Annotated in this window: 11 protein-coding genes and 1 pseudogene; 4 read left to right on the forward strand and 8 right to left on the reverse strand. The window is 40.4% G+C overall.

The window, feature by feature from the left end; all coding sequences use genetic code 11:
* From UF75_RS05185 to hcp, 6 genes and pseudogenes are all read right to left on the reverse strand, one after another.
* A partial coding sequence (locus UF75_RS05185; protein WP_045573545.1) for an RNA-guided endonuclease TnpB family protein occupies positions 1–683 on the reverse strand: 683 nt, incomplete at its 3' end.
* Positions 661–1,246: pseudogene (locus UF75_RS05190) on the reverse strand (IS607 family transposase). The gene UF75_RS05185 and the pseudogene UF75_RS05190, both read right to left, overlap by 23 nt.
* A gap of 56 nt (positions 1,247–1,302) precedes the next feature.
* Positions 1,303–2,193: an HD-GYP domain-containing protein gene (locus tag UF75_RS05195; protein ID WP_242860119.1), complete on the reverse strand. Its 891-nt coding sequence runs from the start codon at positions 2,191–2,193 to the stop codon at positions 1,303–1,305.
* Positions 2,109–2,597 (reverse strand): hypothetical protein, encoded by a 489-nt coding sequence (locus UF75_RS29860; protein ID WP_242860120.1) that lies wholly within the window; start codon positions 2,595–2,597, stop codon positions 2,109–2,111. The genes UF75_RS05195 and UF75_RS29860 overlap by 85 nt, the downstream gene beginning before the upstream one ends.
* Before the next feature lie 259 nt (positions 2,598–2,856).
* Positions 2,857–3,510 (reverse strand): hypothetical protein, encoded by a 654-nt coding sequence (locus tag UF75_RS05200; protein WP_045573546.1) that lies wholly within the window; start codon positions 3,508–3,510, stop codon positions 2,857–2,859.
* Positions 3,511–3,810: 300 nt separating this feature from the next.
* A complete protein-coding gene (gene hcp, locus UF75_RS05205) occupies positions 3,811–5,454 on the reverse strand; it encodes a hydroxylamine reductase (protein WP_045573547.1) in 1,644 nt (547 codons plus the stop codon).
* 188 nt (positions 5,455–5,642) lie between these two features.
* Between hcp and UF75_RS05210 the strand changes: the two genes are divergently transcribed.
* From UF75_RS05210 to UF75_RS05225, 4 genes are all read left to right on the forward strand, one after another.
* Positions 5,643–6,149: a gamma carbonic anhydrase family protein gene (locus UF75_RS05210; RefSeq protein ID WP_197079325.1), complete on the forward strand. Its 507-nt coding sequence runs from the start codon at positions 5,643–5,645 to the stop codon at positions 6,147–6,149.
* A gap of 196 nt (positions 6,150–6,345) precedes the next feature.
* Entirely contained in the window at positions 6,346–6,741 is a 396-nt protein-coding gene (locus UF75_RS05215) for a c-type cytochrome (RefSeq protein ID WP_045573549.1), read from the forward strand.
* Positions 6,738–8,123, forward strand: coding sequence for a cbb3-type cytochrome c oxidase subunit I (locus UF75_RS05220; protein WP_082075017.1), 1,386 nt, complete (start codon positions 6,738–6,740; stop codon positions 8,121–8,123). Before UF75_RS05215 ends, UF75_RS05220 begins: the two co-directional genes overlap by 4 nt.
* A 39-nt stretch (positions 8,124–8,162) precedes the next feature.
* On the forward strand, positions 8,163–9,566 hold the full coding sequence (locus UF75_RS05225) for an FMN-binding glutamate synthase family protein (protein WP_045573550.1): 1,404 nt from the start codon (positions 8,163–8,165) through the stop codon (positions 9,564–9,566).
* Positions 9,567–9,671: 105 nt separating this feature from the next.
* Here UF75_RS05225 and UF75_RS05230 read toward each other — a convergent pair whose 3' ends face one another.
* A complete protein-coding gene (locus UF75_RS05230; RefSeq protein WP_082075018.1) occupies positions 9,672–10,313 on the reverse strand; it encodes an HD-GYP domain-containing protein in 642 nt (213 codons plus the stop codon).
* A 227-nt stretch (positions 10,314–10,540) separates the two neighbouring features.
* Positions 10,541–14,857: an amino acid adenylation domain-containing protein gene (locus UF75_RS05235; RefSeq protein WP_052693007.1), complete on the reverse strand. Its 4,317-nt coding sequence runs from the start codon at positions 14,855–14,857 to the stop codon at positions 10,541–10,543.
* Between the last annotated feature and the right edge of the window lie 270 nt (positions 14,858–15,127).

Raw genomic sequence — 15,127 nt, forward strand, 5'->3', positions numbered from 1 at the left:
CCCTCCTTATTCATTTCATATTTACGAGAAACTTTACGTTGCAACCTGCGAAGCCGTTTCTCTAGCTTTTTGACACGTTGGGACTTATTGATATTCTTGAATTTAATGCCATTAGAGCAGACTGCAAGCTCCTTTATCCCAACATCAATTCCAACTACTTCACCTGTCAGTTGGTCTAAGGTTTGATCTTGCTCAATTCCTATAGATAGATACCAATACTTCCCATCGAACGAAATTCTAGGGTTGGTGTATTTTATACCTATCGGTAACTGCTCTGAAGTCTTAACCCATCCGACCTTTTCGATAAGAACAATTCCAGCTTTTACTTTTAACTTCACATTGTCGTTGTAGAAGGATGGTTTTGATTTCTTTCTACTCTTAAACTTAGGCTTTTCGGCAAGATGCTTAAAGAACTTCATATAGGCTTCACAGGCATCCTTAACGGCTTGTTTCGTGATATTGTTGGAGACATCATAAAGCCAAGAGAACTCTTCTGTTTGCTTTAACTGTGTCAGTTCTTTCCTTAGATCATTGTCCGAGAGGAATTTCCCACCACTGGAATAATTGTTCTCTTGTCTGTCCAATGCCCAATTATATGCCCACCGTGCAGTTCCGGCAGACTTCCATAATTGACGTTCCTGTTCTTCAGTGGGCTTTAGTCTAACTTTCTTTCCGAGCATCATCCTCAAGTAACTCCTTTATCATTTTCTTAGCTTTATTGGCACGTTTACCTTGCAACCTGCAACTAAATACAGTAACAATCTGAACTAAATCTTCTACCAATTCCTGTTCTTTTTATCAGTTGAATCAATAATCTCAATAGTCGTTCCGTATTTATCGCATAGATTTTCAATCAGTTCAAACCCGAACCTCAGCAACCTATCTTTATAAAGAATAACTACTTTATCAACCTCTGAATTGGTAATTAGATCAATAAGATGATTTAGTCCTTTTTATTATAGTTAATTCCACTCCCTATATCAGAAACAATCTCAAACTGATAACCCTTAGCAATCATATAAGTCTTTACATTATCTTCTTGCCTAATGAGATCATCTTTCTGCTTGTGAGAGGAAACTCTACAATAACCGATTACTTTCCTGTTTAGTCTTAAAGTGTTTTTAATGCCCAAGAAATGATTAAGTTGTTCTTGAGAATAGTATCGGTATCCACTTGGAGCAATATGGTGGGGCTTTAAGGTATTATTTTTGTCCCAGTTCCTCAATGTTTGTTCCGTTTTATCAATAGTGTTTTGTAAACTTTTATATGGTTTAGACTGCTGCTTTAACCCTCTTAAACAACCTAAACAATGAAAGCAATTTGCCCTGGTTCAGTACTGGCAGTCCGCTCTATCATTTCATTTGTGACCACTTTACAAAATATTTCTACGATTTCAGGATCCAATTGGGTATCAGCGACTCTCTTAAGCTCAGCAATGGCCTCGTCATGTGTACTGCCTTTACGATAACTTCGATCCGATGTAATCGCATCATAGGTATCTGCTACGGCAATGATCCGGGATTCTAATGGGATTTCTATCCCTTTAATTCCATCCGGATAGCCATTCCCGTCAATACGTTCGTGGTGATGGCGTACCACTTGTCCTATATCAAACAAAAATTTGATACTTTTAATGATTGTTTGCCCCATAACCGGATGACTGCGAATGATTTCCCACTCCGAATCCAGCAGTTTACCCTCTTTATTGAGGATATTTTCGCTTACCCCGATCTTGCCTACGTCATGCAACACCGCGGCGTATTTAAGGGACTGAATCTTGTCGTCACTCATTTCGAGTCCTTCCGCAATAGCAACTGCCAGTTTCCCGACTCTTTCAGAATGTCCACTGGTGTATGTGTCTTTAGCTTCAAGGGCCTGAACCAAGGCTTCAACCGTGCTGAGATAATTCTCTCGCATGTCGACATAAAGTTGAAAAGAATGACGAGAGGCCAAAAGAGGTATAAAGAGTAATAGAACGCCCATTGGACCGAACTTATCGTAAAGCAAAGCCAATAAAAATCCAAGTGGAACAAGTGCTATGAAGTTAGGCACTGACCAACGAATATTGCCGAGCCATATCGTCCAGGGGGATTTGTTGAACATCATTCCTAAGGCGACTGAGACGATAGTATAGTAATATTGATAATCATAAAAATAGATGCAGCAGCCAAATAATGAAGCATCGATTTCCAATCAAATTGAAACAAAGCAGGGTCAAAAAAATTAATTGCACTATATGCGGCAGCTAAAGACAGTACGTATTGTGAAGCATTAAAAACTCGTTTATAGAGTGGTTGCTCTGAGGCCACTTTGCCAAAAATAATTAGGCCCGATATAGCCACGGCTGTCAACGTCACTCCTAATGGAAACAATATCAACGAAGAAAGAAAAATAGCATAACTAACCGTTACGTACCCTCCTTTCGGTAGGGCAACTGGTAATGATTCACTAGCAATCGCTAAAATCCCAAAGACAATTACATGAATTAATTGTATATTACTCCAATCAGTATGGATTATATTCCATCCCAAAACAATTGTAGCTGAGGCAGTCACTAAAGCAAAAAATAATTTAAATTTTTTGGGCAAATTTTCCATTATCCACCTCTATAAATATTGGCCGACTACTTTAAATTAGATTCTGTAGGCTGCTCCACCGGCGAGAACGAGAGTGACAAGAACAGTAATAGCTTTGAATAATTTACTCATTTGCGGTAACCTCCTTGATTTTTTTTTCAAAGGTACAGTTAACCGCTTCGCTCTTATTCCGTTCCGCTGTTTTTTCCGCTTCGCTAAGTAGGGAATTAAAACAGAGTTTCAAATCTAATTGTTAGGTAAGTCGGCCAAAGTCTGCAAATTAATCGTTTCTGAGAAACTTTAGTTTCCTATTGACTGCATCAAGAGTAGCCTTAACGACAGCCTCCCGATCATCGTTTCTAACCAAAGCACAGCCTGTCAGTGTTTGTTCGCCTGGAGGGGCAATTAACGTTATAGAGACTAAGGCAATTTGTTGCTTAGCAAGCTGTGTAACTCCAACATCGTCGGTGACGAAGAGAAGTGTATCTGGGGTTAGAGGATTAATTGCATTAAGAGTTGCTTCAGCAAAAAGACGCAACTTATTATTCGAAGAGGAGGGGCCTTGCGCCACCCCTTCAATTAGCTTATCCCCAGCTTGCAATTCCACCTTAACTTCAGCCAGTCCATTAACCGTCCTAAGTGTCAATCCGACTAGTTTGGGGCGATTTGATCTTACTGATGCAATAGGTACTTCCTCTTCATCGTCCACTTGGGCAACACTAATCTTCTTATGGTCGATTTGTACATCATATTGGGCTATCAAGATTGACTCAACATCCCTCACGATTTGCTTAGGTGCCCTTCCTGAATGGGAAAGAATGTGAACTTCTTCAATTTCCCCTAGGCTATTAACGTTAATTCGAGCAGCTATGACAGATTTAATTTGCTTAATAGCCTGCTCCAAGTCATGGATTGAACAAGGCATCTCTGACATGAAAACACTCCTCGATATTTTTAAATAATATCCTTACTTTATACTGCACTAAAGTATTTTCGACGTTTAATGATGTATTCCTTCCTACATTCGGGCAACATGGTTAAAACTCTTAATTTTCTTCTTTGTTTTCCATAATTTATACCATTTTTTAAACTTATAGTTCTACTTTTCTCCATGATTCATGAATTAATATAAGTAAGTATAAAGAAAACTTGGCTGGCGCCCGAAGACACTGTATAAAAAAAGGGCTACCTTGTGAAAGGTAGCCTCTAAGGTCTGAGTAATTTTTTCGAGCTGTTAGGCCATGAACATTTTGACATCATCTTCAACATTTGTGATGCCTGCAATACCGAAGTTTTCAACCAAAACTTTAACGACGTTCGGCGACAAGAAGCCCGGCAGAGTTGGTCCTAAGTGAATATTTTTAACACCTAAGTGGAGAAGCGCTAATAAAACAATGACTGCCTTTTGCTCGTACCAAGCGATGTTATATGAGATTGGGAGTTGGTTGATATCCTCCAAACCGAACACTTCTTTGAGTTTTAAGGCGATGACAGCCAAGGAATAGGAGTCATTACATTGTCCAGCATCAAGAACTCTTGGAATTCCACCGATGTCCCCTAGGTTCAGTTTATTATATTTGTATTTTGCACATCCTGCCGTGAGGATGACAGTGTCTTGAGGCAATGCCTTAGCGAAATCAGCGTAATAATCACGGCTTTTCATGCGACCGTCACAGCCTGCCATGACGAAGAAGCGCTTAATGGCTCCAGACTTAACAGCAGCGACAACTTTATCCGCAAGAGCTAGGACCTGATTGTGAGCAAATCCTCCGATTATTTCACCTGTTTCGATTTCTGTAGGTGCAGGGCAATTTTTGGCATGGGCGATGAGTGCCGAGAAATCCTTAGCCTTTCCATCTTCACGGTCTGCGATGTGCTTAACTCCTTCGAAACCTACAACACCTGTGGTATAGACACGATCTTTGTAGGACTCTTTAGGAGGAACAAGGCAGTTGGTCGTTAGGAAAACTGGACCGTTAAAGGAATCAAACTCTTTATCTTGTTTGTACCAAGCATTCCCGTAGTTACCAACAAAATTGTCATATTTCTTAAAGGCAGGATAGTAATGAGCTGGAAGCATTTCACCATGGGTATAAACGTCCACTCCAGTTCCCTGGGTTTGGATGAGCAATTCTTCAAGGTCTTTCAGATCGTGACCGCTAATCAGTATGGCGGGGTTATTTCGAACTCCGATGTTGACTTTTGTGAGCTCTGGGTTACCATAAGTGGTGGTGTTTGCCGTATCCAGGAGTGCCATTACATCAACACCGTATTTTCCTGCTTCTAAGACTAAAGCAACGAGATCACCAGCGGCAAGAGTGTCATCCAGGGTGGCTGCTAAAGCCTTTTCGATAAAGGCAAAGATGCCAGCTTCTTTGTGTTCTAAAGTATAGGCATGCTCAGCATAGGCAGCAATCCCTTTTAAACCATAGGTCAACAATTCTCTGAGTGAACGAACATCTTCGTTTTCCGTAGCCAAAATGCCTACAGCCACTGCTTTTTTCTCGAAATCAACGGCAGGGGCGGACCAAATAGCCGCATCATTTAAGTTTGCTGGAATTGTGCCGCCTGCTTTAATGATTTCTTGTTTGAGCATTTCACGAAGAGTAAGACCCTCTTGGATTCTATCTACAAAACGACTTCTGTCGAAATTAGCATTTGTAATCGTGCTAAAGAGGCTTTCCATGATAAATTTATCAACATCCGGACGAACAATGCCCATAGCACGTGCTTGGACCGCATAAATAGAGATCCCTTTTAATGTGTAGATCAACAGGTCTTGTAAATTAGCCACGTTTTCAGTTTTTCCACAGACCCCTTTAATTGTACAACCGGTTCCTTTAGCAGTTTCTTGACATTGATAGCAAAACATACTCATTTTTGTTTTCCCCCTATATTCTTATTTATAAGTTTGTGTTTCTCAAGTTGACTAAGGTTAGTTTAAATCAAATACGCTTAAACTACTGTGATTCTAAGGATTCTTTAAGTGTGAGAAAAATCACACCGGATTGTGTATAATGAACATCAACAATACTTAAACAGCATAATATGTGGGGGTAAAACATCATGATTAACGAACTAGCTAAAAAGCCTAAACTTGCGAAAAGTGTTTTTATTGCCGAGGGTTGTAAAATAGTGGGCGACGTAGAAATCGGTGAACAATCCAGTGTTTGGTATAACTCAGTCATCCGTGGTGACCTAGCTAAGATTAGTATTGGAAACAGCACAAACGTTCAGGACTTGGTCGTTATCCATGTCAATGAAAATCAGCCCGTAACGATCGAAGACTATGTCACGATCGGGCATTCCGCTATTCTTCACGGATGTAAGATTGGTAAAGGGTCTCTTGTGGGAATGGGCGCGATTATTCTGGATGGTACCATAATCGCTGAAGAAACCTCCATTGCTGCGGGGAGTCTTGTTCCAGGAAATAAAACCTTTCCCCCCCGCGTTATGTTGATGGGGGTACCTGCACGAGTGGTGAGAGAACTCACTGATATGGAGATAGCTGCTATGTACAAGACCGCGGAACGTTATGTTGCTAAAGCCAATGCTCAGCAAAATCTCAAATAATCTCTGTGAGGAAAAGCTACAAGTCAAACGTTCTGCTAAAGCTAAACATTTCCGAAGCAGAATTTGGAACACCCATTTAAAGAAGAGGTATCAGTTGATATAAACTGATGCCTCTTCTTTAATAACTGTATATTTTTATAACCCCGGTAAACACTACTATAAATAAATTATTCTAATAGAATTGGAATGTAGTCTATTGAAGTTAAAAACATTGTTGTTACTAAGCACTATATCTTTGGCCCTATTTATAGCGATTACAATAATTTCCTCAAGACTTCCGTCCCCTATCCCTGAATCGGCTGTGGCTGGAAAACTAGTCTGGCAAAGGCATAATTGTATAAGCTGTCATACCTTATTTGGAAACGGTGGATATGATGCGGATGATTTAACGAATATTACCACTAAAAGGGCTTTGTCATACTTGATTGACTATCTTGTCCAGCCTCCCGTGATGCGTCCCAACAACTACACTCATCACCCAGCACTCGACGAAGTAGATGCCGAGAATTTAGTGAACTACCTGGAGTTTGTGGATACCATACCGACTTTAGGGTGGCCGCCTCAAGAAGAAGATGCGGAGAAGGACTTATGAAGCTGTTTGAGTATTTTGGTTTTACAGGCAAGGTCAATCAATTAATGGCTCCCAAGCAGCAATTTATTGCCCAGAAAATTAGCCGAAGGTATTGTGTTTTTGCAATAAGTTTATTCTCCCTCCAAGGTATTGTTGCCTTGTTGGGCGCTGTTGATTTGGTGATACCCGATTTACCCTCTCCGATCCCCTTTGAATACGGTAGAGCGATTCATCTGGGTTTGTCCACTTTTTGGCCCCTTATCGGAACTATGGGTATGATCTACTTCTTTATCACTGCTGAGCTTAATCGAGAAATTTATTCCCCCCGCCTTGCCCGCTGGCAATTTTGGATAGTGATATTATTTTGCTTATTAATCTTAGGGAGCTTGGCCCTTCGGATTGGTAATGGCCGAGAATTTCTTGAAGGAATGCCTATTTTTTATGTAGGTATCTGTTTAGCTTTAGCCCTAGCTTCCTATAACCTTATCCAAACTTTACTGACCGATAAACGAAATATAACGCCTGCAGCTGCTACCATGACCGTAGGAATGACCTTTCTCTTGTTATTATTGTTACCGAACACACTAACCTATACTAATCCAATCGCAGATGAAGCAACCAAGTTCTGGGTCGTTCACTTATGGGAGGAAATGGCTTTTGAGTTAACTTCAGCAGGCTTTATTGCCACTTTTTACGTTGTTTCCGGCTTAGCTTCACGAGCCCAAATAGAAAAGTGGCTCTACTTAGAGGCCTCTTTGGCTGTTATCGGAGGCTTGTATGGTACCGGACATCATTATTACTGGATCGGTTTTCCAGCGGTCTGGTTAATTCTTGGTTCATTGCTCAGCCTGGTCGAGGTAGTCCCCGTGGGTTTGTTGGTTCATATGACCTATAAAGGCCTAAAACATAAAAAGATTCGGAGTAATCGAGAAAAACTTACTTTGTGGTTACTACTGAGCAGCGTATTTTATCATATTACTGGCGCATCCCTTTTGGGCTTAATTATCACCGTGCCCTGGGTCAATCTTTACATGCACGGCACGTTTTTTACATCGGGTCATGCGCATTTGGCCTTATTTGGCAGCCTAGGTTTTGTAGTTTTGGCCGGGTGTTATTACGTCCTAAGCCAAGGGAGCGAGCCCACACTCAAAGGCTACAAAGGAGGGGTTTTAGCGGTAATCTTACTGAATAGTGGACTAATCGCTATGTCCTCAGCCCTGATGGTAGCTGGTTTGATGCAGGCTTATTTCTGGCGAATCTTAGGAATGGATTTTATGGAAGTGCGTTTATCCCTTAATCCTTATTTGATTCTGCGCGTACTGGGTGGAATGGTCTTTACGCTAGGGGATCTTCTTCTCTCTTGGCATATCTATAGAACCTGGCGGACAACAAATGCTAAATAGTTAGTACGGCTATGAAATTTTATGTTATGAGGTCACGAAATGCAGATTACGATAACGAGCTCGTTCTGGTTGTTTCTATTAATAGTTTTGTTAGCCCTTCAGTTGTTCCTAGTCCTCATAATGATGATTAAACCAGTTTTGCGTTATCTTATGGGGCTACAGATTCGAGATTTCCTCGGTAAATTACTCTCAGACAAATACACTCAGAACCTCATAGAAGTGTGGCCAGCCGGAAAGCGTATTTCGGTATTAAACATTCTGGAAATTGGTATGCGAGCGGAGAATGGAAAAATTATTACACGTCCGATCGGTTCACCTAAGCATTTTCCCGGTTTTGATAACCTTATGTTTGCTCCCCAATTAATGACAAGACTTTCTTTGCCTCAAAATGCCCAGATGAACATGCAGGTGACCCTTGGTCCAAAAGCCAACAAGCCGATGATTATCAACATTCCTATTATGATTGGTGCAATGGCCTATGGAATCGCACTCAGCGAAGAAGCGAAAAGGGCTTTGGCCCGAGCAGCCAAAACCCTACAGACTTCCACCTGTTCCGGAGAAGGTCCTTTCTTACCTGAAGAACGCACGGAAGCAGGCAAATACACCTTACAAATTTCACGTTGGGCATGGGGGTCAAGAACTCAGGAACAAATTGACTTGGCTGATATGTTAGAAGTTCAAATGGGGCAAGGTGCTGATATGGGTTCCGTTAGTATCGAAGCTGTAGAATTCGAAGGTCGGGCGCAAGAACTCTCAGGATTAGCCCCTGACGAAATGGCCATTTCCTTTCCAGCGCCTCCCGGCATACAAAAACAAAGTGATTGGCCTGGTTTCATGAAAAATCTACGGAAGCAGTCAAAAGGGGTACCCATTGCGTTAAAACTTATGGCGACTGGGAATCTGGAAGCTGACTTGGCGGCTGCGATTAATTTGGATTTTGATGTCGTCATTATTGATGGAGCGCAAGGTGGTTCTCATGCAACTACCCCGATTAAACAAGATGATTTTGGCATCCCCAGTCTCTTCGCTTTGGTTCGAGCCGTACGTTTTCTAACGAAACAACGGGTTCGAGACCGGATTAGTTTGGTCGTGGCTGGAGGCTATTTTACTCCTGGGGAATGTCTTAAGGCAATTGCTTTAGGGGCAGATGCCATTTATATGGCAACTGTTCCGCTTTTTGCCCTGACCCATAACCAAGTTAGTAAAGTGATACCGTGGGAACCTCCTACGACATTAGTGTTTTACGACTCTCCCGCTAAGGGTAAACTTGATATTGATCAAGCTGCCACTAGTGTTGTTAACACCATAACCTCCATGGTTTTAGAAATGGAAGAAGGAATGCGCGCTCTCGGAAAGACAGCGTTGAAAGAGCTTAACGCTGATGACCTTGTCGCCTTGGATTCTTTGAGCGCCGAAGTTACCGGAGTGAAGCGCATCTACTAATATGTTAAGTAACCCTTCACTTAAAAATTAAAAACAGCCCTATTAGCACAGGTTTTTTGACAAGAATTTCAACGTGCTTCTTGTTTCTAACCTCCTGGATAGGGCTTAGCTTACGTATGCTCGATTAGTTAGTTTTTTACTGTTATATAAAGAAATAAAGGTCGCTACTAAAACAGGATCAAATTGAGTGCCGGCACTTTTTTGCAATTCTTCTAATACCTGTTCAAACGTTCCTGCTAAACGATAAGGGCGACTGGAAGTAATTGCATCGACCGTGTCGGCGATACTAATGAGACGAGCAATAAATGGGATGTCTTCACCACTTAAGCCGTCTGGGTAGCCTTTTCCGTCGTAACGTTCATGATGATGCCTAATGATCGACAAAATCTCTCTGGCAAAGTTCAGCTTAGAACAAATAGCTTCCCCCCGCTCTGGGTGAGATTTCATGATTGACCATTCTTCGCTTACTAAAGCGCTTGGCTTATTCAAAATCGCATCAGGAACGCCAATTTTCCCAATGTCGTGTAAAATTGCCGCGCGGTATATATTTACTTGATCAATTTCACTTAGATTCAGGAACCTTCCAAGCTCCACAGCATAATCCGTCACCCGTTTTGAATGTCCATGTAAATACGCATCTTTTGATTCAAGTGCGAGCGCAAGTGTGAAAATAATGTTCTGGGATTCGTCCAGTGCGGAAAGCGATTCATGGAGCTTATAATTGGTCGCAGCCAGCTGATAGTGTATTCTTAATGGACATTTTTTGCACCATAGCTTTCCAAATTAAATAAGAACCATGCTCTCCCAGGTAGCATAATTCTACAAAATCTTTGCTTTTCAGCAAAATTATTCTTAATTCTTATTCTACATGTCAGATTAACAAACTTCAATAGAGAATTAGGCTTAGTCAACAACTCCCTTGTTTTACATTTTTGTCCATAAATTTAAAGATTAATATTGCTGTTACGTAATTATTAAGCGTTGTAACTTATTGAATCATTAATAAAGCCAACTTCACGCATATATCTTACAATATTAGAAAGATATTCGACATCTATCTCTGGCCAAACAAAACCTGTTTGAATCAAATAGTTAATAGTAAACGTTGAGTCAACCGTGATGACGTTACTGTAATTCAACCTCTTATTGACACTTAGATCGGAAACAAGACCACTTAGTGTTTGCTTTCCTTCTTTTGTTTGTGAGAGCTGCCCAATATAAAAATCAAATTCCAGGTTAGATAATGTTTGAACAGGTATATTTAGCTCTCTTAAATAACTAAGGAGTTCGATTGCCTTAATCTCTTGATGATTGAACATATGAAACACCAGACCGCTCGCCTGATTGACCTGAATAATATTCACAATCCCTTGAGCACAATAGTCTACCGGTGTAAACTCAATACTTTGATTAAGGAAACTCTCAGGGACAGCCCTTAAAGCCACAAGGGACTTAATTTTTCGATAGAAGGAATTTTGAGCGATGTTGTGCTGAAACTTACCATCCTGGTAGCGTCCGGTTAAGACGCCAATTCTAAAGACAGCAAACCGCAAACCTTCAGTTTCAGCCTGAAACACCTGATTCTCTGCAGCAAATTTGCTTCGTACATAGACGTTGGTTTTGTAATCCTGTCCTAAATAAAAATCCTTTTCTGAAAAAACTGTCTTTCCTTTACTTAGGTCGACAATAAAATCTCCTGATATACTAATAGTTGAAATATGATTAAACTTCTTGTCAAAATTTAGACAAAAATCAATGACTTCCCTTGTCCCTTGAACATTATTCTTCTCAAATTCAGGATAATTACCATAGTGTTTGACCAATGCGCCGCTATGGATGACTGTCTGTACCTTTTGGGCTAGATCTTCATAAGAATTATCATTTAACCCAAATTGTTCTAAGGAAATATCCCCGTTAACCACAATAATCCTGTTTTTCAAGGTTACAGAAAGTGAGGGAAAATAAAAGCTTAGCAGTTTATCCAATTTTGCTTTAGCCTGATTCCCCCGTACCAGGCAATAGATTCCGTTATTTGTTTGAACCAGTAACTCCCAAAGGAGGTGTATTCCTAAGAAGCCCGTCGCACCCGTCAAGAGGACATTACCTGTATCCACTGGCTTTATAATCACTTCCGTAGGCCATACCCTGCCAGAGAGAAGAATCTCTTCTTCATTTTCATTATCTTCTTGGATACACCCCGTGATTTTTGAGGACAGCAGCCTAATGGTTGGGCATTCATAGAAATCCTGAGCGTTAAGTTTCCATTCGTAAGATAAGGCACCAGACATAATTTCTAGGATTGTTAATGAATCTCCCCCCAACGCAAATAGGTTGTCATCAATTCCAACTCGTTCCACTTCAAGAGCTTCAGCCCACAACATGGCCAGTTTCCATTCCACATCATTTCTGGGAGCAAGATAAGCATGTGTTAACTGTCCAAATTCTAGTTCGTTTGGTAAAGGTAAAACTTGGCGGTTGATCTTGCCATTCGGAGTCAGCGGTATAGCATCGAGCCAGATAAAACAAGCAGGAACCATATAATTTGGCAGATACTTTAATATATGAGATCTTAAATTTTCATTGCTTAGCCTTTTCTCACCAGTTAAGTAGGCACATAGATGTTTCTTGCCCGCTTTATCTTCTCTAACCATTACGACTGCTTCTTTAACCGCGGTATGTTCTAACAGGCAGACTTCGATTTCTTCCATCTCTATTCTTAATCCCCTGATCTTTATTTGGTTATCAGTTCGACCCAAGCATTCTATATCACCGTCTTTAAGCCATCGTCCCAAATCCCCTGTTCGGTACATTGTATGACCCGATATATAGGGATTAGCTAAGAAACGTTCTTTGGTCAATTCGGGGTTAGATAAGTAGCCCAAAGAAACTCCATCCCCGACAATGAAAATTTCACCTACTGACCCCATCGTTACAGGAGATAGATGGTCATCAAGGATATAAATTTGTGTGTTGGCGATTGGTTTACCGATCGTTATCTTTTCGGAATGGGTAACATTTGTCATTGTTGACCATACCGTCGTTTCTGTTGGGCCATATAGATTATAGATTTCTGCTTGAGTAACGGATTTCAGTTGGGTTAATAATGGTAGAGGAAAACTCTCCCCTGTAATTAAGATGTGGGATAAATCATTCAAGCACTCCCTACCCTGTTCCTCACTCAAAATTAGCTTCATTCTTGACGGTGTGGCTTGCAGAACTTTAACTTGGTGTTTGATAATAAGGTCAAAGAGATACTTTGAAATTGTTTGCTCTTCCGCATTGGCTATAATAACCTTCATCCCTTTGGTCAAGGGCAAAATCGTGTCACTGAAGAAAATATCAAAAGAGATCGTTGTTAACGAAACAATCGTTTGACTCTCAAAGTTCAGATTCCGTGCTACGCTGTTAATGAGATTACATAAAGCCCTATGGTGAACCATAACCCCTTTGGGTTTACCTGTCGAACCCGAAGTAAAAAGCACATAGGCTAAGTCATCGGTATTAGCTTTTATATCTTTTTCTAAGTTAGCCGTGTCATTATCATAGACAGCGATGTTGCTCAGCGAAATGTTGGCAAACTCACAATTCCCATATGTAAAACTATCAGGATCAATTTTATCCGTAAGAGTTAAGCGGGTATTACTTTGGTTAAGCATATAGGCAATTCTTTCACTAGGGTAACCCGGATCTATAGGTAAATAGGCTGCTCCGGCCTTAAGAATCCCCAGAATACCTACTACCATTTCCAAAGATCTGTCGACCAGCAACCCGACAATCGAATTTTGAGACATCCCTTTACCACGGATATAACGGGCAAGCTGATTAGCCTTTTCATTGAGTTCCCGATAAGTCAATTTTTTGTCGCCAAAGACTATTGCAGTACTATCTAATGATTTTATAACCTGATCTTCAAATAGATCGGACACAGACTTTGCTTCATACGGTAATTCTGTCTGATTGAACCCTAGTAAGAGCTTATTCAACTCGTCCTGAGATAACATTTGTAGTTCGGATAGCCTTTTGCTTGGGTTTCCAAGGGCGTCGGTTAACAGATTGCATAGATTGTTATGCATTTGATCGATATCTTTCTCACTGAAGACTTCAAGTAAGTAGTCATAATCCAATTCTGGCAAGCCGGTATCAGCCCTGTCACTCACACATATTGACAGCGAGTTGGACTGTGCTCCGGGATAATTCCAGATTGCCTCATATTCAATTACCGAATCTAGCTTGAGATTGTGATAATTTAAGGTAACATCCACAAGGGTTCCAGAGAATTGTTGTTTTTCACGAAAATCTTTTAATATGCTGCTATATGGATAGCGTTGATGTCTCATGAATTTCTTTAACTCTCGGAAAGCCTCGTTAACAAAGGCTAGAAAGTCAAGGCTTGGCTCAACATAAATTCTAACGGGTATATTATGCATAAACATACCCACTGTGTTTTTTTCCGTCTTGCCCGATCTATTCAAGATAGGAGTTTCAATCGCTATGTCTTTCTTATTACTTCTTTTAGACAGGTATAATGCAAGCAGCGCATAGAAGACACTAAACGCCGACACTTTATTTAGCTCGCAAAAACTATTCAATTTAGAACTTATTAACTCGGATAGAATATAACTTTTCCTTTTTCCGACTAAGCTGGTAATCCCTTTATTATCAGTAAACGATGTAAACTCAGGAACTGTCCCAAAAACACCTGACCAAAATTCCTTATGCTTTTCGAAGCGTGGGGTAGCCATATATTGAAGTTCATCATTGATATGATGAACAAAGGAAAGTTTCTCATCATCATCATTTTCTGAAAGGCTATTGTGCTTCAGTTGCCAATATTCTTTCAGCATCTTTCTTATTACTAGAGCGGTTCCCCAGGCGTCGATAATCGTATGATGGAATTTGAAGAAACAGATATTTTTCTTCTCACTTAGCTTAATCAAGGCAAAATAAAAAAGCTCTGAGTTGACTAAGTTGAATGGGGTTTGAACCATTTTCTTTTCCCATTGTTTATAATCTTTTTCGCCATGATCATAGCTAAAATCTAAAACATCAAACTGCTTTTTGACAAAGTCACAAAAAAATTGTTGTGGCGTACCATTCTGATTAACCAATCTAATACGAAGAGCATCGTTGTGTTTAATCACTATATTTATGGCTTCATTCATTAAAGTGAAGTCGATTACTTCACGGATTATCGCAGTCGTTGATGAAACAGCTTGGCTCGTACCAGCGTATAAATTATCTGCCACCCAGATAGATTTCTGGGCATTTGTTAACGGATATAACTTGTACATATTCATTATCCTCCTTACTTAAAACCCAATTATCTAAAACTCTTATAATATTTGAAGTATTTTCCAGGAATTGCTTCATTCATACGACTTCAATAAAGTTCAACCTCTTAAATATTCGACATATAATTCAATAGATCCTCTCTCTTCAAAAGCCCACAGCCATTAACGATACTATTGCGCGGAGGATTGGTTTCGCCGAGCCGCTAATCCCAAAAGGAATACTTAGCGACAAAAAGAGGATTCTACCCCTACCGAGCAAAACATGGAACA

This window comes from Desulfosporosinus sp. I2 (assembly GCF_000960765.1).
Lineage (GTDB): Bacteria > Bacillota > Desulfitobacteriia > Desulfitobacteriales > Desulfitobacteriaceae > Desulfosporosinus.